The following is a 22346-nucleotide window of genomic DNA, read 5'->3' as shown; positions in this document are numbered from 1 at the left end:
TTCGCTTTAATTTACAAAAACACTATTTTAATAGCAACCAAAATCAAAAGAACGGAAAAAATAATTTTAAATACACCCGATTTAAACTTTTTATGCAAACTTACTCCCACAGGCGCACCAATCGCGCCGGGAATACCCAACAACAAGGCTTTTTCTAAAGACACCGAACCTAAAAAACCTCTTCCAGCTTCGAAATCTCCACCTCCCCATAGGATATGACCGATCAAGCCTCCTAAAGCTAAAATCATTGTCATCGCAGACGAGGTGCCAGCGGCATATCTCGATTCGAGTCTCCAGAAACCTATCAAAATCGGAACAGCAAGTATTCCTCCACCGATACCTACAGTCGAAGCCACCCCGCCTATAATTATTCCCAAGGGAAATAACCATACATTCCCACTAACCGAGGACTCTTTCCCGGGCGTTTCCTTTCTTGGAATTAACAAACGTATCGCAGAAAGGATCATTACGACGCCGATGACAATTCTCAGATAATAGGACGGCAAACTTCCTGCAATCATCCCCCCCGAGAAAGAACCAATAAGCGCGCCAGAGGATAAAGCAATCCATTTTTCAACAAGCACATTTTTCATTCTAAAATGTGCTGTTCCCGCCGATAACGACGTTAGAAAAACAGCGCCCATGCTTGTTCCCACGCAAACCTTCGGTAAAATTTCGGGAGCGCATTCTCCTTCAAATACCAAAAAGAGCAATGGTAAATATATCGCGCCTCCACCAATCCCAAGGTATCCAGCGACAACACCGGCAATTAATCCCAAAGGAAGGATATAAAGGCTTTCAATGAACAATTATTTATCTGAAGGTTTCAGTTGAGCTGAATACTCATCATCTTCGCGAATAAGCTCGACTGCTCTTGCGATCACAGGATCAGATTCCAATATTACAAACTGATAGTTTGCATCCTCGCCCCAAAGCTTACTAACAAACTCACGCCGGATAGAGCGTTCTATATAGTCGCGATTGCGTTTAAAGTCCTTTTGTTTCTCCTCCTCTACAACCTGACGAAGCTTATCTATTTGTTCGGTAAAATCAGAATTGTAACCGAGATCGATAGCAGAGGACTCGGCCTCTTCGAGGCGTAATTCGATCAGCGTCTTGTAATCGAAATCGTTAGACTTAACATAATCCGTGAAATCGTTGAACAATAAATCCTCGACCTTGAAATCCGCCGGAAATTCTTTTCCCTCGACGAGATAATCCACTGCAAAATCGAAAAACATGCTTTTTCTTTCTAATTCAATCTCGAATCGGGTTATTTTTTCGGCCTCAAAGAAAACATCTGGAGTGATACCACCCCCACCATACATCTTTCTCCCGCTGTTTGTATAATAAATTGGTGCATCTTCAGGGATACTATCTGAACCGACCCCTGCTTCATCAGAAACAATATCCTGTTCCCACCATCTGTCTTCGATTTTTTCTTCGGTTTCGGTCTCAGAATCCTCATCCCCCGAGCTATTTGGTTGTAAAATCACAGATTCGGGTCTGTCAAGATAATCCTCTTTTTGAATACATCTTCCGGAGGGGATATAATACTTGGCGGTGGTAATTTTAAGAGCGTCACCATCCCCTGAAAGTTGGATTACGCTTTGAACGAGGCCTTTACCGAAAGAGCGCGCTCCGAGAATAATACCTCTATCGTGGTCTTGAATAGCACCGGCAACTATCTCGCTAGCCGAAGCTGAGCCTTGATTTTGAAGAACGATAAGTTTCCCCTCGTTGAATTCGGAACCCCACATCGAATGGAAATCTCTTCTAGAATGTTCATCCTTGCCCTGTGTATAAACGACAAGCTCCCCAGGTTCCAGAAAAACACTTGCGACTTCGATAGCCTGATTGAGAAGTCCACCCGAATTCGATCTTAAGTCAAAAACCAGGTCCTTCATACCTAGGGTCTTGAGTGAATCAACAGCTTTCTTCACCTCGAAACCAGCATCCTCGGAGAAACGAGCAAGACGAATATAACCAACCTCGTCTTCGATCATTCCTGCAAATGGGACAGCATCTATGTGTATTATAGCCCTAACGATAACATAATCTAGCGGCTCAGGTTCACCAGGTCGGACAATAGTAAGGGTAACTTCTGACCCGGGTTCGCCACGAAGCACATCGACAGCATCCTGAGTAGTCATACCCTTTGTTGGATCACCATCGATAGAGACTATCTTATCGCCCGCAGCCAGGCCCATACGATATGCCGGGGTGCCCTCCATAGGGGAAATGACCGTTAGGATATTATCCCGCATGCCGATAATAATTCCCAAGCCACCGAACTCACCCTTTGTGCTAGTCTTGAGATTCTCATAATCCTCGGGTTTAAAATAAACAGTGTGATAATCGAGACCATCGAGTAGGCCTTTGACGCCTCCTAAAATGAACTTGTGTGTATCAATAGGATCCACATAGTTTTCATAAGTCTTGTTTATCACCTTGCCAATAAGCTTAACATCTTTAATAATGTTGCTTCCACTTTGAGTAGCCAGAACCACCGCAGAGAAAACCAACATAAGCGCTAAAATGATTATATATATTTGTTGCTTTTTCATTTTTCTTCCTTGTAAATATTACGCTTTGCCAAGAATTCATCGATAGTCCGAATAACCTCGCGCGTTGTTTTCTCTTTAACTTTATCGCTTCGAACCACGACCATTCTTTTTGGATGCCGCCGTGCAAGCTCGATAAAACCCTCTCTTACCACTTTTTGAAACTCCATACCGGCGCGCTCTAGTCTGTCCGGTTTTCTTTCGTTCATTCTGAGAAGGGCTTCCTCGGGCAAAATATCGATTATTATTGTTAAATCAGGCCATTGGGGGATAACCAATTCGTTAAGTCCTTCGACCAACTCTATGCCAAGACCCCTTCCCACTCCCTGATATGCCGTCGAGCTATCTGCGTAGCGATCCGTAAGAACAATCCCGCCGTTTTTTAAAAACGGCTCGATAATCTCTTTGCTGTGCTGATGCCGAGATGCCAGATAAAGCAGCAATTCAGCCTTCGAGGTTATTTTGCCATCCATCTTCGCATCGAGCAACACTTTGCGTATTTTTTCAGCAAGTTCCGTGCCACCGGGTTCACGGGTGATAAGAACTTCATAGCCACGCGAGCTCAGATATTCCGCAGCTTCTTTCATCTGTGTCGATTTACCGCTTCCATCTATACCTTCGAATGATATAAGAATACCTTTTTTCATCGTCATTTTCCGTCTAGGTTTAAAATTTGTTTTCATTCTCGATCTATCCGTGATTAGACAGTTGGCGAGCTCAATATTTCACTTCTGTGAGAGCGGTATTTATGCTCTTTCACTGCAAGCCTGAGAAACCAACCTCATTATTCGAGAAACTCCCCACCTGCTTTATTAAAATATAGTAACCTTAACCTTGAAATATTTAGCTGGATTATTACGAATATCAATAAGAAGCGAATCGAGCGAACCAACAGTGCTTGTAACTTCACGATAAAGATCATCAGAGGATATAAACTTCCCGGACGTTCCCTCTCCGCGCTCTACTCGCGCAATAAGAGTGTCTATTCTTCCAAGCGAAGCGGAAAGATGGTCATACAGCGAAGGATCTTTCACGAGCCTCCCCAAAGTGCCTCTACCATCTCCAATGCTATCTATCAATTCTCTAACATCCGATATCGAGGCAACCATCTCATCATAAAGAAGGGTATCATTAAACAATCTGCCGATATTGCCTTCATTTTTATTGATCTTATCAACTATTTCCTCTGTGGATCTTGTAAGAGCGGCTATATCGAAATAGATCGAGGGATCATTAATGAGTTTGCCTAAAGTGCCCTCACCAGAATCTATCTTCGCGGCAATAGACTTAAGGGATTTCCCGCCCTCGGCCAAATCTCCGAAAGTCTCGACTCCTCGTTGAATAAGCTCTTCGAAATCTATCGGATTGTCCGTTTTTACGTACTCTCCCGGTTTGAGTTTGAGTGAATCCGCCGAACCGAGAGTTATGCCTACGAGCTTATCTCCCAAAAGACCAAGCGTGCCGATTCTCGCCTCGGAGTCTCTTCGAATAAGATCACTATATCGCGAATCGATACGCATCGTAACATCGATAAAAACGCCATCAGCATCGTCTTTCACGAACTCAATCTGAGATACAAATCCGACTCTCTGGCCCGCAAGCCACACCGGTGCACCGGACTGTAAACCGCTTATTCGTTCAAAACGCGCCATTAGCTGATACCGACGAGACATAAATCCCTGTTCGCCGCCGAGTATTAAAACTGCAACGCCCAGTATCAACAATGCTACAACGATCAACCCGCCTATAGAGGCTTTCTGAGCGGGAGTAGTTCTTAGGACTGGTCTTGCCATTCTGCATCCTTTAAAAATTCACGCAATCCCGGATTCTTTGATTTAAAAAGCTCCGCTTTGTTTCCCTCGAATCCGATTTTCCCTTCATGTATAAACGCATATCGTGTTCCAATCCGCATTGCGCTAGCCAAATCGTGAGTAACGACAATCGATGTTACACCGAAGCGTTCTCTGGTTCTAATTATAAGACCATTAATCATCCCCGATGTTACAGGATCGAGGCCGGTTGTCGGCTCATCGAAGAAAACATAGGATGGATCATTGATCATTGCGCGAGCGAGAGCAACTCGCTTCTTCATGCCCCCCGAAAGTTCCGATGGTGACTTTTCTTGAGCGCCATTAAGACCGACGAAGGTTAATAGCTCGGCTATCTTCGCGTTGATCTCCTCGATTGGGAGTTGCGTGTGTTCCAAAAGCGGATAAGCTAGGTTCTGCCACACATTCATAGAATCGAATAGAGCTGCGCCTTGGAAAAGCATACCTATTTTCGTGCGGATTGGCATCATGAGTTTTTCGTTAAAATAGGTTGTGTCCTCGCCATCAATGAAAATCTGGCCTTCGTCTGGATAAAGCAATCTTAGGATTATCTTTAAGGTCACCGACTTGCCGCAACCAGATTTCCCCATGATCACGAAAGTTTCGCCTCTTTCGATATCGAGATTCAGTTTGTCGAGAACCGGCATTCCTTCAAAAGATTTCGATATGTTCTTCAGCGAGATCAATTAAAACGCCAATCCCGGAAGGAGTTTAAGAAGCAACACCGTTAGGAAATAATCCGTTATTAAAATAAATACAATGCTTAACACTACCGCCCGGGTAGTAGCATGGCCCACACCCGTAGTTCCGCCTTCGACATTGAGACCGGCATAGCAACCCATCGTTATAATCAAAATAGAGAAGAAAACCCCCTTAAGAAGGGTCATAGCCAAATCCTCGACAACGAGTGCTTGGATGACCGTTTTCTTATAGAAAGAGGGAGCAAGCCCAAAGGCGCTAGATGCAATAAAGCCGCCTCCAAGAATACCCATTAGGTCGGCGATTATAACCAAAAAAGGAATCATTATCATGCCCGCAATAAGCCGCGTAGTGACAAGCTTTTTAATCGGATCGGTTCCCATCGCACGCATTGCGTCGATTTGCTCTGTCACAAGCATACTACCAAGTTCCGCCGCAGTGCCGGCTCCTATTCTTCCGGCCACAACAACCGAAGCCAACACCGGCCCAAGCTCGCGAACAAGCGAGAGACTTATCAGTGTTCCGATATACATCTTCGCACCAAAAACAGCCATTGCAAACCCGGCTTGATATGCTAATATCATGCCGACGAAAGTGCTTGTTAAAAGGACTATAGGCAGAGATTGGACACCGATGTTTTCCATCTGGAGCAAAACTTCGGAAAAATAATATGGCTTTTTAACTATACCCGCAAATGCTTGTGCAACCAAGTTAAAATAGTCATAAACCTGGGTTAGTGGTTTATTTCGTGCTTTCAATATCGACTCCTAAACATTATAACATATATAATTAAGCAAGCCACATTCCGCAACACCTATTAAAAATGAAAAAAAGACAGGTCTAACCTGCCTTTTTGGAGATTCATTATCCTCGATTAATTTATCTAATCAACGATACCTTTTTGATAATATCACTATCCCCGAAACTTGCGCGAACAAAATATATCCCGCTGGGTATTTCTTCGCCCAAAACATCTTCGCCATTCCAAATAATTGTTTTTCCGGGGACCAATACAACTATTTGCCTCCCTACAATATCGAATATTTCTGCTTTTTCTGGAATGACAGAAAACTCCATTCTCAATGAGGCGTTGAACGGATTCGGCCAGATTTCCATATCAAATTCTTCTGGTAATTTCAGCCTCTCTTCAACTGCGACCGGCACATAAGCATAGATACCAAAATCGTCCACCATTGCCTCTGTGAGGCTTCCTGATCGATAATCGGTAGCCTGAAAAGCAAAACGAACATTTGAGGTTGCGGTAATGAAATCCGTAAGAGGAAAGACAACCCGGGTCCAGTTATTTTCCGTCTGCGGAACGACCTCGACGACGTGCCAGCTACTTCCTCCATCGCTGGAGGCTGCAACCCAAAATGAGTCATCGAGGGAGGTTTCATTTGTGAACCAGCGCCAATACTTAACCATCGGATCGGGATAGGCAGATAGGTTTATTATTGGAGAAAGAAGCGTAACCTTACCGCCATCAACATCGGCATAGCCAGCCCCCTGACTCATGGGCGCGTTACCTGTGACCCAACAATGAGTTCCCGGCGAACTCGTATGATCATCTTCAGATTGATAAATTAAACCAGTCGAAGTATTATAGGTTTCATATGGGTCTTCGCGCACCCATTGACCGGTCGAGGCATCATCGCCTGTAGCTCCGCTCGACCATCCTAGGTCCGAGTCAAAATCGTCTTCGAATATTGCTACTTGCGATCCAACGGCAAATATATTTTTCCTATCGGGGTAGTCAGATGGATGCGTCTTTGAGTGGCCTAAATTATCTTTAATTACAACTGCATAACGCACTATTGTCCCCGCAGGTTGAGGCGGGATACTCCCTGTATATACTGTTCCTCCAGTTGATGTCATAGCCGTTGTAGCCCAAAGAAATCCATCGATAGAAAAGCGCACAAGAACGCTTTCGGGCAACCAGGAGGAGCTAGCACAAGCGACAAGATTGGCAACAACAGAATAGGGCAAATGGGTATTTTCGGTGTCGCCGAGAGGAGTATGCGAGAGAATTATATCCGCACCACCACCTATACCGTGCTCACCGAAAGCATCCGCAATGACACAGTAATTCGGGGTGCCGTTAGAGAGATCGGCATCATCGTCATCGACAGCTAAAATATCGTAATAATAATCACTAAAATTATAGGGTAAGCCATAGCGTGCAAACATAAATAGTGTATCCGAATAAGATCTTCCGAGAACTGCACGCATATCCCACAAGGCCGCACTGAGAATCATTCCGTCGTGATGTCCCTCGCCCTCCCAATCATCAGGATAGACCATATCGTTGTCAATTAAACGAAGATATGTATAGCTTCCAAAGAAACCGCGACCGAGTTGCGGATTGTCGGAGTCGGTGCAGGGGAAATAATCACTCCAGCTTTCATTAACTGCTAAAAGCGGATCATAACCGCTACCATCGTAAATCGCAGATGTGATGCCGTGAGTATATTCGTGCATTACAACATCCTTAATACGAGCAATATTGGGGCAATCCTCTCCTTCTCGATAGAAATTAATTGAACTACCATTCCAATAAGCATTGCAGGAACCGTATAAATTGACATTACAGCCAGTGCGAACATCCATGCCTGTGAATGAAGGGTCTATAAGCTTAGTGTTTCTTAAAGCACGCATAGCCCAAACATAAGCCGAACGCTCTTCGGGACCTGAATAGGAATCATCCATGTGAATATCGAGATCGGCGCTGCCGGAAACCGAGGTTGAGAAATAAGGCTCGGCGCCGTTGGAATCATTCATTGTTAGATATGCTCCTTCAAGTTCGTGAATAGCGGTTCCACTGCTCGATGTGGAGAAATTATAATAACCGGTATCACTTGCATCTGTGTAGTAAGAACCAAATACAATTCTTCCCCATCGGATCGGACGCGTATGTGTTGTGTTCCATGGAGCGACCGGGGAAACCTCGACACTCGCAGTTATATAACCAGAAAAGTAATAAAATTTATTAACGCGCATAAGCGTCGCACCAGTTGTGATATCAACATAACAAGCCCATTTCGATGGTGGATTGTCCACCGTTAAATCAATTCTACGGACCGGATGAGGAACAAGGCGCCCATCTTCCTCTATTGGGAGCCAAATTTCTTCTAATTCCTCGGCATTTGAATACTGAAAGCCCAGGTCCCTTTGAGCCAAATCGATTGTATTGATGGCCGACAAAACCGGCCATTCCCTTTTGAAAGCCGGCAATGTTTGGTCACCAAACATGAAAAGCTTGCCATCCGGAGATATTCTAAAATCTAGCCGCGCACCATAAATGCGTTTGCCATCCTGAAGTTGATCGAAAATAACGAACCACGTATCGAGATGTCGTTTGCATTTCACCGTTCTAATCTGTTGTGAAGAAACACAAAAAATATCGGGGTGATCATCTATAAATGCTCTGACGGCATTTTCCGCTAATTCGGGAGTTTCCACCCAGTGTGGTATTTCGATCCCCTTCCCAAATGCTCTATAAGGACGTCCCGTCCATTGATTTATTATTCCACGCCAACCCGGTAGCGCTTGCTCATCCAAATTGACAACTATCTGGGACATCTGCGCATGGCCATCAAAGGGCGAAGGTAAAATCTCGCGGGCATTTTCTAGGAATGGAACAGCAGGAAAAACTAAAGAAGAGATTAAAAGCAATATTACAAATAAGCTACGCATAATACAGACCTCAGTATCTGTGATACTTATATCAATTATTCAAATATAGCTATAAACTGGCATTATGCAACAAGTTGAATTTTTCCTATTAGAAAAAGCATTGCACCACATTTAACGCTATTCCACCTTGAAGTTATAATCGAACCGAATAAAAATCCTGAAAATATAAGTAACTTAATAAAATCACGCTCCTTTTCCAAATTAGAGAATAATAGGCGATTTGTCTTAATACTGTGTCCTCTTAACTGAAAGCGTCGCTTGAAAATAACTAATTTAACTATATATTAAATAAATATTCTTTTTAAAGAAATAACATGTATGAGTAAAAGCGAAATCATATCAATTAAAGGCGCGCGGGAACATAACCTGAAGAATATTTCGGTCGATATTCCTCGAGATAGCCTTACCGTCATTACCGGCTTATCCGGTAGCGGTAAGAGCTCTCTTGCTTTTGACACGCTCTTTGCTGAAGGACAGCGTCGCTATGTAGAATCGCTGTCGGCTTACGCCCGTCAGTTTCTCAGTCTTATGGAAAAACCCGATGTCGATAATATCGAGGGTTTATCACCGGCTGTTGCTATCGAGCAAAGACGAGCGAGCCACAATCCGCGCTCAACAGTCTCGACAGTCACCGAGATATATGATTATCTGCGTTTGCTTTATGCAAGAATCGGCATTGCTTTTTGCTATCAATGCGGCAGGAAGATATCCAAGTGGAGCGTGCAGGGGATTGTCGATAAAATATTGGAATGGCCGGAGGGCAAGCGTATTCTGATTCTCGCTCCTCTTGTTCGCTCGCGAAAAGGTGAATATCGGGACCTCATAGATGGCATCGCTCGCGACGGTTTTGTCCGGGCGAGAATCGATGGAGAGGTTCACTCTATCGAAGACAAACTCGAGCTTTCTCGCAAAATCAAGCACAACATAGAGATAGTCGTGGACAGGCTTGTTATCAAAGATGATATCCAACAGAGGCTCACTGAGTCTATAGAAATTGCGATAAAATTCGGCGATGGCATGGTCATGATACTCGATCCCGACACCGAAGAAGAGCAGATATTCAGTGAAAATTATGCATGCCCTGTTTGTGGCATATCCTATGAGGAGCTTTCTCCGCGCTCGTTTAGCTTTAATAGTCCCTATGGTGCCTGCCCTTCTTGCGATGGCCTTGGCACCGAGCGCAAACTCGACCTCGACCTCATTGTGCCGGATAAATCAAAGAGCATTATGGATGGCGCAATTAAAGCATGGGGAGACCCCACAGGAAGACACTGGGGTAGAATGATCAAGGCAGTGGCAGCTGAACTAGGCATTGACCTATATAAACCGTGGAGTAAACTTTCGGACGATTTTCAAAAGATTGTTCTTTACGGATCGGGTAATAAGGAATTCACTTTCCATTACGAATCTCAAGATGGCAAAGCCAAAGGCCAATGGAAATCTCAATATGAAGGCATAATTCCCAACCTAAAACGGCGTTTCCATCAGACCGACAGCCACGGAATTCGCATGTGGATAGAGCAGTTTATGAGTCAAGCTCCGTGCCCTAAATGTGGTGGAAGCAGACTTCGCCCTGAAGCCAGAAGTGTTCGAGTCGGCGATTTGCCCATAAATGAGGTTACATCGATGAGCATCGCCGAGGCGCTTTTCTTCTTCCGAAACCTACAAGAAAGACTTACCGACCGCGAAAAGTTCATATCGAAACAGATACTCAAAGAGATCACCGAGCGCCTTGCATTTCTCGATGCCGTGGGCGTTGGCTACCTTACCCTAAATCGCCAATCCAGCACGCTTTCAGGCGGAGAATCCCAACGAATACATTTAGCCACACAAATTGGTAGCCGGCTGGTCGGAGTGATGTATGTTCTCGATGAACCGTCTATCGGCCTTCATCAGCGCGACAATATTCGCCTAATTAAAACACTCGAATCTATGCGTGACATCGGGAATACAGTCATAATCGTCGAACACGATCGCGAGACAATCGAGGCTGCGGATTATATTATCGATCTCGGACCGGGTGCCGGAATACACGGGGGAGAGATCGTATGCGCCGGCACTCCCGAAGAAATAGTCAAATGTGATAATTCTTACACCGGCAAATATCTCTCGGGCAAATTCGAGATACCTACTCCAGAGAATCGTCGCAAAGGGAATGGGAAAATTCTCGCCCTCGAAGGTGCATCCGGCAATAATCTTGCAAATGTTGATATTCAACTCCCACTTGGTATGTTTATCTGTATATCGGGTGTTTCAGGCTCGGGAAAATCCACGCTGATAAACGAGACGCTGTTCCCGATACTTGCACGCTATTTCACGCGCAAGAATATTCGCCCACTGCCATATCGCTTTATTCGCGGTCTCGAATTCATAGATAAGGTCATTGATATTGACCAGTCACCTATTGGAAGAACTCCAAGAAGCAATCCGGCTACATATACCGGCGCTTTTACTCCTATACGGGAACTTTTCGCTAGCTTGCCTGAATCACGAGCAAGAGGTTACAAAACAGGAAGATTTTCTTTCAATGTTAAAGGCGGCAGATGCGATACATGTGGCGGGGGAGGCACAATTAAGCTCGAAATGCATTTCTTGCCCGATGTTTATGTTCCCTGCGACGTCTGCCATGGTAAACGCTACAACAGAGAAACTCTACAAATTCGATATAAAGGCAAAAATATAAATGAAATTCTCGAAATGACCGTCGATGAAGCAACCGATTTCTTCGAGAATATAACCTTGATCTCAAACAAACTTAAAACACTTCGTAATGTAGGCCTTGGATATATCACGCTTGGACAATCTGCTGTTACGCTTTCTGGTGGCGAAGCACAAAGAGTTAAACTTGCAACAGAGCTTTCTAAAAAATCGACAGGAAAAACGCTCTACATTCTCGACGAACCTACTGTCGGTCTTCATGCTTACGATGTTAAAATACTTCTTGATGTTCTTAATAAACTTGTCGATCTTGGTAATACCGTCCTTGTAATCGAGCACAACTTAGATGTTCTCAAGGTTGCCGATTACATCATAGACCTCGGTCCCGAAGGTGGAGATATGGGGGGAACTATCGTGGCGAAAGGCACACCGGAAAATATCGCAATGAATCGAAAAAGCTATACCGGCTCTTTCCTAAAAAAATCCCTGGGAATAATTTAGTAATATGCATTCCAAGGATAAATTAAATCGACCAGAAAGAAGTAAGCTCTATCGGGCATTAAAATACCTTCCAGCAATTATTTGGACGGTGATAATTATCTTCCTTACCATTCAACCGTCGCCTAACCAGCCGATGCTTTTTCAAAATTTCGATAAAGTCCTTCATTTTGGTGCTTTTGCGTTACTTTCGACATTAGCTTATTACGCTGTCAGCGGCGCATATCCTCTTATATCTACTATCCTTATTCCATCGGTAGTTGGTGGACTTGTTGAATACTTTCAGTCAAAATTACCCTATCGTAAGGCAAGCATTGCAGACTTTATTGCCGACCTAGCCGGATGCATAACTGTTTTCCTTGCTTTCGCTTTGTATAGGAGATACTGTGCGAGTCGCGAGCATAGACATAGGAACTAATTCCATTTTAATGACCATCGCCGAAATAGATCGGAGCGGCGATATTAAACCTCTATTCACCAAAGTCGAAGAACCTCGCCTTGGTAGAGGCCTTTTAAAAACAAAAATAATATCCGAGAGTGCTATCGAGGATGCCGTAAGAGTCTTGGATAATTTCAAGAAGACAATGCAAAACGAGGCCGTTCAAAGTATAATTCCTTTCGGGACGGAAGTCTTCAGAAAAGCTAAGAATGCCCCACAAGTCGTTTCGATCTTGTCGAATTCCATAGGCCATTCAGTAAGGATCCTTACACCAAAAGAGGAGGCTTATTTTTCCTATCTGGGATCGACTTTAGGCCTGGACCATAGTGCAGAGAAATGCGTTTTCGATGTTGGCGGTGGGAGCACAGAGATTATCTGGGGAAGCACTAATTTGTTGGATTCGATGAGCATTCCTATCGGTGCTGTTGTGCTGACTGAGAAGATGGATTTAATTGCACCTTTTTCAATAGCACAGTTAAATGAGGTGAGAAAACTCGTCGATTTGGAATTACAGGTAATTCCAAAAAATGCTTTCAAAAAAAATCCGATTGGCGTTGGCGGTTCGATAACCACTTTGGGGGCAATTTTCAATAACTTATCGGAGTATATACCGGAAAAAGTGCATCATTCCACACTCGATTTAAATTGGATTACTCGAACAATCGATTCTTTGGCTTTAAAAAGCCAAAATCAAATAGGAAAAATTATAGCTTTTGCCCCAAAAAGAGCCACAATTCTACCGGCTGGTGCAATTATTATAGAGAGATTTCTCATGCGTGGCACATCTTCCAGTGTTATTATTTCAGATTGGGGTGCAAGAATAGGAATCTTAATCTCGGAGGTTTTATTTGCAAAACTATAGTAAAATAAATAAAAGAACTTTTTAGCCTTGACAATTACCTTTAGGTTATCTATACTATACTCAAGCTATAGCATAAGTTAGACCTTTTATGAGGATAATATGAGCATTCTCGACTCCATAAGAGGGCGAAGATCTGGTTCTATTTTAGGACTCGATATTGGCACCTTTAATGTAAAAATTGTAAATATCGTTCCTCCATCTGTAGGCAAACCCAAGCTCCTCGGCTTTGGTTTGAAAACCCTTCCTCAAAGCGCAATCGTAGAAAAAGACATAAAGGACCATGAAGGTGTAATTTATGCTATCCAAAGCCTAGCGGAAGAAATTGCTCCGGAAACAAACGAGGTTATCCTCAACCTTTCAGGCCACAAGGTATTCACCGACAGAATTCAAGTCTCGCTTGGAAGTAAAAAAGGCAGGCTTTCCGAGGCGGTCATGATCGAGGCTGAACAGAGAATCCCAACCGGAACATCCGGTGTAGCCGTGGATTATCACCATCTTGGCAAAACCCCTGATGGCAAAAAAGAGGATGTTATTCTTGTTGCTGCTAGGCGAGAACTTGTGGAACAATATTTTTACGCTGTTCGCGACGCTGGCCTGGAACCCATTGCCATTGATCTCGATTTTTTTGCTACTTTCAATGCTTTCGAGTTTAATTATGGTCTTCCTGAAGAGGGCGTTTTCGCGTTAACTAATATTGGCCATGCGCTTTGCAATATAACTTTTGTAATTGATGGAACCTATTATACTGTCAGAGATGTCTCGACTGGAGCTAGACAGATATGGGATTATATTCAATCCGAGCTCAGGCTCACAGGGGATGATCTCGACGATTTAATGCTAGATAAATTCCCAATAGAAGATAAAACCGCTTTTCAAGAGGCTGTTTTCAATGCTGCTGAGGATATTAAACTCGGTTTAGATGTCGCTTTTAGCTACATCGAAAATGTTACACAAGGTAGGAAAGTCGATAAAATATATCTAAGTGGTGGTGGAGCCCTGATCGATTATTTGCCGGAAGCTATCGAGCAAAAGACCGGTGTTTCTGTTGAAATAATGAATCCTTTCAAGAATCTTCAGCCGGCGGAAGGAGTATTTGGAGGAGTGGACCCATCAAAAATCGGAGCCATATATACCAATGCTGTTGGTTTGGTATTGAGGGCGGATTAGTATGATTAAAGTAAACCTACTACCACAGGAGCTTAGGAAAAAAAGGAAAGTTCCTTTTTTCGATAAATATTTCCTTTATGTTTTCGTCTGTTTGGTTGTAGGGCTTGTTGTTCTTTGGTTCCAAACTCAACAACAACAAAATGAAATTGAAACCCTTCAGAATGAAATTGCAAGAGTGGAGAGCGAGATTCAACGCTTTAGCCAACAGGTTAGCATGGTCGAACAAGTTCAGGAGTTACGCGATAAAATAGCGACGAGAATCGAAGCAATTAAAATGCTTGAAATCCAAAGACCATTTTGGGTTAAGACATTCGAAGAGTTTGCCAGTTTAATACCAGAATTTCTATGGATAAGCGAATTTGTCGAAGTTGAGAAGATCGTTACAGTCAAAGGTATAAGCTATAATCTTAAAGGTATTGCCAATTTTATTGCCGGTCTTATCAATTCGGAATATTTCGATGATATTAAGTTGAATTATATTCGGGAACAAAACACGACTTCGGAAGGCGTTACGCAATATAGCTTCGAGCTTTCCGGAAATGTAGTATTTGCCACTGCCGAGAAATATGCTGGAGAATTTATTGGCGAAGAAGAGATAAATATAAAGGATGAACTTCCTCCTATTTCATCAAAAGTTGTGCCTTTGGGCCGAGAAGCTCTTGAACAAGAGAAAAATGCTGCACTGGATGCTGTTAAAAAAGCCAAACAGGAGAAACCTGAGCCTTGAATATAAGTTTTAAAGACCATAAAGTTCAAAAGATCGCCGCTGGGATTCTTATTTTCGGTGTTATTTTTGCTTTGTGGCTCACTCAGATATATACTCCTAATAAAGAAATCATACAGGAAAAAAGAGAAACTTTAGAACAGCTTAATCTTAAGCTTTCAAATATCAAACTCTCCGCGGCTAAACTACCTCAACTTAAAAAAGAGGTTGAAAGGCTTTTTATTCGATATAAACTTCTCGAGGAATTAATGCCAACAGAAAGGGATGTTGCAGATTTTGTAACAAAATTCAATATTTCGGCAAGAGAGAATAACATGATGGTCAGGCAACTCGATGTTATCCCCTCCGAGGCATCTGAATACTATCATACCAATCCTTATAGAATTGTAATTTCTGGTAAATATCATGAACTTGGTTCTTTCCTCGAATCAATCGCAAATCTTAAATTTGTTGCTACAACTAAAAACTTTTTGGTAAAAAATAGCTCGAAGGGAAGTGAGACAGTTAACTCTGAGTTTGTAATAAATGCATATCATATTAAAACCGAGGAAAGGCTTCAACCGCCTTCTATGTTAACCGAAGTTAATCAATCGAGTCAAGGCGCTATTTCAAAACCTACTCCGGGCACTAAACCCCGCGCAACTGAGGACGATGCGCTCAGCGGAGTTTCCGGGGGCATTATCCCAACGCTAGAATGATGAAAAAAATATTAATAATAATCCTTGTTACTATTATAAGCATTTCGGCTTCTGAGTATGATGTCGTGGGTTTGAAGATATATCGAGAAGGCGATAACACGATCACGGAAGTTTTGACTTCGGGGCCTTCATCGATTAAGACCGCGCGTCTCCAGAATCCAGACCGGCTTCTTATCGACCTAATTGGCGGTATCCATCGCCTTAAGGACAAAAACATTCCTCCGCTTCCACCGGGGATAGTTGTCGAAGCCCGTTCAGCTCAATTTCAAAGCGATCCACCTATTACGCGAATTGTATTTGTGTTGGCCGAACCCACAGGGGAAATTAGCTCGTCTGATGGCCCCAGATCAGGCAAAGTTATTGTGCCTACACCCGGCTATCCTGATTTCACTGAGTGGTCAATTAGTAGAGCCACTCCGGCCGATAAAATTAAGGTAAAGCCAATATCGGAGACAGAAGAAGCACCCAAAGAAGTAAAAACCGAAGCCAAGCCTATAAAAGAAAAAAGCGAAACTCAAAAAACCTCGGAACCCCCATCCTCTATAAAAAAACCGAGACCTACTAGAAGAGTGCACGAGGAACAGGTTCAAAAAGCCTTTATATCTGGGGATTCTCTAGGAGAGGGCGCAAGCTATATTCGCCCTCTCGTGGTATATAGAGGTTGGGATTTTCCTGACCCATTTGTAGTAGCAAAACCCGCAACCGAATCAAAACTCGGCGAAGAGGCATTCCCAATTGTAGAGGACCTTATGCTTGTGGGAGTAGTCGCTGGACGAGGAATCAATAAAATTGCAGTTTTGCAAGATGCTCGAGGGTGGGGTTACATTTATGGAACCGGCGATAGCATTAAAGGTGGCATCATCTCCGAAATCTCGGATACTACTGTAACCTTTAATATTGAAGAATTTGGAGTAATCAGGCAAGTAACTCTTTCTTTGCCAAAGGAGGTGAAAGACCGATGAAAAAGAGCTCTATTCTCATCATCGTCTTTTTAGCCGCAGCATTAAACATTTTTGCCCAGGATGTCGGATACAACTTTTTAAGAAAGCTCGAAGAAGGTGTTGCTAATGCTAACGAAATATCTCCTCATGGAGACAGGTTATTTCCTCAAATAGTATTTCAGTCGGCAGATATTAAATCCGTTGTAAATTTTTTCTCTGAAACCGGGGATATTAATATTATCGTCGATAACAGAATCTCCGGAACAGTGGACCTTAAACTGAGAAACGTCACATGGGCAACCGCATTTCAGAGTATAATAAACACCTTCAGCTTGACTCTTATCCAAGAGGGCAACACATATCGTGCAATGCGTCTCGATGATTATAGACGGGACATTCTCGATGAACGCGAATATCAACAACAAAAGCAACAACTCATTCCACATGACACACATATATTCCTGCTCAGTTACGCCGATGCAAATGCCATGGCTCAGGTTCTTCGAGGAACACTCACTCCGGAAGGCGAATTAGTTGTCGATGGTAGAACGAATTCCATCGTCGTAAACGATATTCCTGAAGTCTTCACAAGAATCGAGAGCCTTATTTTAGTTCTGGATACAGAAACACCACAAATTCGCGTTTCAGCTAAAATCCTCAATGTAGATAAGGAGCTGCTGGACAAGCTTGGGGTTGCTTGGGAAGCTGGAGCTGGCGTCTCACAAGGCATAGCGACTAGCGGTAAAACCGGAAACATCCCGCCAAACGATCAATATGCTAGTCTCGGAGTCCGTGCTCAGGAAATCGGTGTTACAGACCAACTCGGTTCTTTTACATGGGGAATAGTCTCTGGAGACTATGACATAGGTGTTTCCATCGCTGCCTTGACTTCAAACAACAATGGCGAAATTGTTGATAATCCTGAAATCGTGACTCTCGACAATCAGGAAGCGGAAATAATGTCCGGTGTTAAGATCCCGATCAACACAACAGATGAAGCGGGAAATGTAGTAACGACTCTATTCGATATAGGAGTTACGCTTCGAGTTAAGCCCCATATTACAAGCTTGGGAAGGGTGTCCTTGGATCTTTACATCGAACGCAACTCATATTCTCCGGGCTCTGCTGGATATAGCATCATTACAAGATGGGCAAAAACGAGTGTTATTGTCGATGATGGAGGGGCGCTTATTATAGGAGGCCTCACTACGAGGGACACAAAAGCCCTTATGCGAGGAGTTCCGATTTTAAAGGATATTCCTATTATCGGCCGCTTGTTCCGTTTTGAACAAGACCAAACAAATGAAACCGAATTAGTTATCTTTGTAACACCATATACCATACTCCCTGAAAAACCATAATTTTAACCGTTCTAAATATATGTCTGAAATTCCTGCCATACTCGAAAACTTGATAGATGAACTTTCCCGCCTTCCGGGGATTGGAAGAAGAAGCGCTCGTAGAATCGCGTTTTATGTTTTGCACAAACCATCCGAAGATGCGCGCGCCTTAGCTAACGCTCTTAATAGCTTCATCGATAATGTTAAATTCTGCAGCATCTGCGGTTCAATATCGGAATCCGACCCATGCGCGATTTGTTTGAATCCACAAAGAGATAAAAGCATAATATGCGTAGTAGAAGAGATTTCCGATCTCTTAGCTATTGAAGCAACAAACAGCTTCAAGGGTTGTTACCATGTGCTCGGAGGAGTATTAGACCCACTATCAGGCATAGGGCCAGATGAGCTTAATCTTGATGCTCTATTAAAGAGACTCAATGAAGGCTCGGTTGAAGAGCTTATTTTGGCAACAAACCCCACAACAGAAGGCGACACAACCGCGATGTATATAGCTAAACTAGTTTTACCTTTTAATTTAAAAACTACGCGTATCGCTAGGGGCCTTCCTGTGGGTGGTGATCTGGAATTCGCAGACAAATCCACTCTCTCACGCGCAATTGAGAATAGAGTCCCGCAAATTTAGTGAATTATCCGTTCTTGAGGAATTCGAGAAGCTCTTTGGCTTGCGATAGAGGCCATTGAGTTTTTTTATCGGAAATTGCTTTGTCCGGATCGGGATGGATTTCAATGAATAATGCATCGACTTCAAGAGAAAGGGCACAAACCGCCAAATGCGGAGCAAATTCTCTATCTCCTCCACTCGAACCACCTTCTCCACCCGGCCTTTGCAGGCTATGCGTAACATCCATAACAATAGGCCATCCATATCGAGACATAATCGGGATACCTCTGAAATCGACTACGAGATTATGATACCCGAACGAAGTTCCCCTCTCGGTTATTAAAAGCCCACCGCTTCCGATCGATAATACTTTATCTGTAATGGGTTTCATATCTTCCGGAGCGAGAAATTGACCCTTTTTTATATTAACCGGAAGGCCGGTTTCAGCGGCGCAAATGAGTAAATCAGTTTGCCTGCAAAGAAATGCTGGTATCTGGAGACAATCTACAACTTCAGCAACACGAGAAACCTCGTCGGAAGAGTGAACATCGGTTAAAACAGGCACTCCAATCTTGGAACCTACCTTATCAAGAATCTCTAGGCCTCTTTGAATACCAATACCTCTCGGAGATTTTCCCGATAGGCGATTAGCTTTGTCATAACTGGCTTTAAAAATGTATGGGATATCTAAATCTGAACAAATTTTTGCAAGATAATCCGCAGTTTGAAGAGCAACTTCCTCGCTCTCGATCGCACATGGACCAGCTATCAATGCCCAGGTGTTATCCCCGCCAACCTTTATATCTCCAATTCTAATTTCGCGGGATGGAGTTTTAAGCTTCATCATTTCTAACTATTTATCGTTGTTTCAGAAGTTTCTTCCATTTTTTGCTTAAGCTCATAGAGCTCATGCTTGATTTTTTCTCTTTCGCCTTGTTTTATTTTATTATATACACGATAAAACATAGCGAGAACAGACATTAAGATTAATAGAGGAGGTAGAAAAAGGTATTCGTGAGGAAATTCGACAACCAATCCGAGAATTTCAAAAACAGCAAGTGCTCCAATAATTATTGCCCATTTGATCATTATGACCTTCCTTAATAACTAAATATAGGGGGAAGATAATACCTTTTCCCTTTTAGGTCAAGATAAATCAAATTCTCAATCTCTCGTGGATATTCCTCTGAGCTTTAATTAAAGCTTCATTACGTTACCGAAGCCATATACATAAATAGTGCGGTCATTGTCAACAGAGAGAGTTATTCCCTTCAGGCTGTTATCGACATCTTCTTCATCCCAATTTATAAAATCACCGCTAACCTTAGGGTAAGCATGAGTTGTAAAACCAGAGCCACCAAATCCACTAATGTACCAAAATTTAGATTTTCCTGATGGAGAACTATAGTTCAGCTCTTTCCTAAGTGATTCATTACTTCTATCGAACCAAGAAAAACCGAAATCCACCTCGAAGAGTATAAATCCGAAGTTCTTCTGATGTATAAATTCACCGTTAGCCACATAATATTCGTATTGAATATCCCAAAGATAAGCCAACATAACAGCTGCTTCTCGGATTTTTGCTTTCTTAGATGCAGAACTAAAACGAATTATTGCTAGCGATGAAAGGACTCCGATAATGATCAAGACGATCATTAATTCAACCAAGGTTATACCGAGAGATCCCTTATGTCTATCAATTTTTTTTGCCATGACTGTGATGGTCTTTCCTTTTTATTGCGCCTTCAGAGATATTATAGGAATAAACAATGCCTAATTCAAGAAATTTAATAGCATTCAGCATTTAATAACATGATTTAAAGCCCTCTATTAACCTATAAAATGCATAAACTAGCGCTCAATTTTTAAAACCGCAAAAAAGGCATCTTGAGGTATCTCTACACTTCCGACCATTTTCATGCGTCGTTTGCCCTCTTTTTGGCGCTCTAGGAGCTTCCGTTTTCGCGAAATATCGCCTCCATAGCACTTTGCGGTTACGTTTTTTCTCAATGGCGCACGCCTTGCACGGGATATAACTCGCGATCCAACCGCCGCTTGAATCACAACCTCATACATCTGGCGTGGAATCAACTCTTTCAATTTGCTAACTAATTTTTGGCCCCAATCATAGGTTCGTTCTCGGTGAATAATAATGGACAAGGCATCGACAAGATCGCCATTAACACGGACATCGAGTTTTACTAAATCCGAAGGTCTGTATCCGACCAGGATATAGTCGAAGCTACCATAACCACGGGAAACGGTCTTCATCTTATCGAAGAAATCAAAAATTATCTCGGCGAGTGGAATACTAAACTTTAATAAAACCCTCGCCGGATCGACGTACTCCGTAGCGATATATTCACCGCGCCTTTCTTTAACTAAACCCATTATAGGACTAACATATTCGTGTGGTGTAATGATCTCGGCCTCGACATAAGGTTCCTCGACACTTTCAATTTCCAATGGATTTGGCATTTTGGCCGGATTTTCGACAGCGAGAACCTTACCCTTTTTTGTTATTACCTTGTATTCTACATTGGGCACGGTCGCTACAATATCAAGATTGTATTCCCGATAAAGCCTCTCTTGACTAATTTCGAGATGAAGAAGCCCCAAAAAACCGCACCGAAAACCGAAACCCAAAGCCGCAGAGGTTTCCGGCTCATAGACAAGACTTGCATCGTTAAGTTTAAGCTTTTCAAGCGCAGAACGAAGGCTCTCAAAATCTTCGGGATTCGTTGGGTAGAACCCACTAAAGACCATGGGTTTAACCTCACGGTATCCCGGAAGCGGTTTGGGTGCGGGATTCGATATAATAGTGATAGTATCTCCAACGCGTGCATCGCCAACGCTTTTAATATTCGCCATGAGATAACCCACTTCGCCAGCGGAAAGTGAATCGGTCTTTTCAAGACTGAGCGTTAAATAGCCGAGTTCGTCTATTTCATATTGTTTATTTGTAACAAAAAATTTAATCTTATCACCGCGCGATATAACGCCTTCGACCACGCGGATATAGACCACCACGCCTCGATATGTATCGTAAAAACTATCGAAAATGAGAGCACAAGGTGGGGCATTTTTGCTTCCCGATGGTGGAGGAATTCGTTTAACTATAGCATCCAGAACGCACCCAACACCTTCGCCGGTCTTGGCTGAAACCAGAAGCACCTCACCAATATCACAGCCTATAAGCTCAGCTATTTCAATGGCCACATCATCAGGTCGCGCTGCGGGCATATCTATCTTGTTAACAACAGGGATTATCTCGAGGTTGTTTTCTAGAGCTAGATAGAGATTAGAAATTGTCTGTGCTTCAATACCCTGAGTAGCATCAACAACAATAATTGCACCCTCGCAAGCCGCCAAAGAGCGTGAAACCTCATAGGTAAAATCGACATGTCCGGGAGTATCTATAAGATTAAGAATATATGTTTTTCCATCTTTTTCGTATTCCATGCGTATCGCATGAGATTTGATTGTAATCCCGCGCTCTTTTTCCAGCTCCATATCATCTAACACAAGAGCTTCATGTGAACCCATATCAATGACATTAGTAACTTCCAGCATTCTATCTGCAAGTGTGGATTTACCATGATCAATATGCGC

The 22346-nt window shown here is 43.0% G+C and carries 20 protein-coding genes; 9 read left to right on the top strand and 11 right to left on the bottom strand.

Features of this window, described 5'->3' with window-relative positions:
• Positions 1-11: 11 nt before the first annotated feature.
• From KAH81_04225 to KAH81_04195, 7 genes are all read right to left on the bottom strand, one after another.
• Positions 12-809 (bottom strand): sulfite exporter TauE/SafE family protein, encoded by a 798-nt coding sequence (locus KAH81_04225; protein MCK5832861.1) that lies wholly within the window; start codon positions 807-809, stop codon positions 12-14.
• Complete coding sequence (locus KAH81_04220; GenBank protein ID MCK5832860.1) at positions 810-2567, bottom strand: S41 family peptidase; 1758 nt, start codon at positions 2565-2567, stop codon at positions 810-812.
• Positions 2564-3217, bottom strand: a complete 654-nt coding sequence (gene tmk, locus KAH81_04215) for a dTMP kinase (GenBank protein ID MCK5832859.1) — start codon at positions 3215-3217, stop codon at positions 2564-2566. The genes KAH81_04220 and tmk overlap by 4 nt, the downstream gene beginning before the upstream one ends.
• Positions 3218-3376: 159 nt before the next feature.
• Positions 3377-4357, bottom strand: a complete 981-nt coding sequence (locus KAH81_04210; protein ID MCK5832858.1) for an MCE family protein — start codon at positions 4355-4357, stop codon at positions 3377-3379.
• A complete protein-coding gene (locus KAH81_04205) occupies positions 4339-5079 on the bottom strand; it encodes an ABC transporter ATP-binding protein (protein MCK5832857.1) in 741 nt (246 codons plus the stop codon). The genes KAH81_04210 and KAH81_04205 overlap by 19 nt, the downstream gene beginning before the upstream one ends.
• The gene (locus tag KAH81_04200; protein ID MCK5832856.1) at positions 5080-5850 is read right to left on the bottom strand and encodes an ABC transporter permease; all 771 of its coding nucleotides are present in this window, start codon (positions 5848-5850) and stop codon (positions 5080-5082) included. It abuts the gene before it with no gap.
• Positions 5851-5971: 121 nt separating this feature from the next.
• Positions 5972-8785, bottom strand: coding sequence for a hypothetical protein (locus KAH81_04195; GenBank protein MCK5832855.1), 2814 nt, complete (start codon positions 8783-8785; stop codon positions 5972-5974).
• A gap of 318 nt (positions 8786-9103) precedes the next feature.
• On the opposite strand from KAH81_04195, the gene uvrA reads away from it, so the two are divergent.
• From uvrA to recR, 9 genes are all read left to right on the top strand, one after another.
• Positions 9104-11944 carry an excinuclease ABC subunit UvrA gene (gene uvrA, locus KAH81_04190; protein ID MCK5832854.1) on the top strand — a complete coding sequence of 947 codons (2841 nt, stop codon included), beginning with the start codon at positions 9104-9106 and terminating at the stop codon, positions 11942-11944.
• A gap of 133 nt (positions 11945-12077) precedes the next feature.
• Positions 12078-12359, top strand: a complete 282-nt coding sequence (locus KAH81_04185; GenBank protein MCK5832853.1) for a VanZ family protein — start codon at positions 12078-12080, stop codon at positions 12357-12359.
• On the top strand, positions 12328-13242 hold the full coding sequence (locus KAH81_04180; protein ID MCK5832852.1) for a hypothetical protein: 915 nt from the start codon (positions 12328-12330) through the stop codon (positions 13240-13242). The genes KAH81_04185 and KAH81_04180 overlap by 32 nt, the downstream gene beginning before the upstream one ends.
• A gap of 99 nt (positions 13243-13341) precedes the next feature.
• A complete protein-coding gene (gene pilM / locus KAH81_04175; protein MCK5832851.1) occupies positions 13342-14409 on the top strand; it encodes a type IV pilus assembly protein PilM in 1068 nt (355 codons plus the stop codon).
• A gap of 1 nt (position 14410) precedes the next feature.
• Positions 14411-15136, top strand: coding sequence for a PilN domain-containing protein (locus KAH81_04170; protein ID MCK5832850.1), 726 nt, complete (start codon positions 14411-14413; stop codon positions 15134-15136).
• On the top strand, positions 15133-15831 hold the full coding sequence (pilO, locus tag KAH81_04165) for a type 4a pilus biogenesis protein PilO (GenBank protein ID MCK5832849.1): 699 nt from the start codon (positions 15133-15135) through the stop codon (positions 15829-15831). Before KAH81_04170 ends, pilO begins: the two co-directional genes overlap by 4 nt.
• The gene (locus KAH81_04160) at positions 15831-16793 is read left to right on the top strand and encodes an AMIN domain-containing protein (GenBank protein ID MCK5832848.1); all 963 of its coding nucleotides are present in this window, start codon (positions 15831-15833) and stop codon (positions 16791-16793) included. Before pilO ends, KAH81_04160 begins: the two co-directional genes overlap by 1 nt.
• A complete protein-coding gene (locus tag KAH81_04155) occupies positions 16790-18133 on the top strand; it encodes a hypothetical protein (protein ID MCK5832847.1) in 1344 nt (447 codons plus the stop codon). The genes KAH81_04160 and KAH81_04155 overlap by 4 nt, the downstream gene beginning before the upstream one ends.
• 19 nt (positions 18134-18152) lie before the next feature.
• A complete protein-coding gene (gene recR / locus KAH81_04150; GenBank protein MCK5832846.1) occupies positions 18153-18755 on the top strand; it encodes a recombination protein RecR in 603 nt (200 codons plus the stop codon).
• Positions 18756-18759: 4 nt separating this feature from the next.
• On the opposite strand, the gene kdsA is transcribed toward recR, so the two are convergent.
• The 4 genes from kdsA to lepA form a co-directional block, all read right to left on the bottom strand.
• The gene (gene kdsA / locus KAH81_04145; protein MCK5832845.1) at positions 18760-19578 is read right to left on the bottom strand and encodes a 3-deoxy-8-phosphooctulonate synthase; all 819 of its coding nucleotides are present in this window, start codon (positions 19576-19578) and stop codon (positions 18760-18762) included.
• Between the two features lie 5 nt (positions 19579-19583).
• A complete protein-coding gene (locus tag KAH81_04140) occupies positions 19584-19823 on the bottom strand; it encodes a hypothetical protein (protein MCK5832844.1) in 240 nt (79 codons plus the stop codon).
• A 108-nt stretch (positions 19824-19931) separates the two neighbouring features.
• Positions 19932-20447: a type II secretion system protein gene (locus tag KAH81_04135; GenBank protein ID MCK5832843.1), complete on the bottom strand. Its 516-nt coding sequence runs from the start codon at positions 20445-20447 to the stop codon at positions 19932-19934.
• Positions 20448-20585: 138 nt separating this feature from the next.
• A partial coding sequence (lepA, locus tag KAH81_04130; GenBank protein ID MCK5832842.1) for a translation elongation factor 4 occupies positions 20586-22346 on the bottom strand: 1761 nt, incomplete at its 5' end.

This window comes from bacterium, assembly GCA_023145965.1.
Classification (GTDB): domain Bacteria; phylum UBP14; class UBA6098; order UBA6098; family UBA6098; genus UBA6098.
The sequence above is the reverse complement of the archived record's forward strand: the minus strand, read 5'-3'. Positions and strand labels throughout refer to the sequence as shown.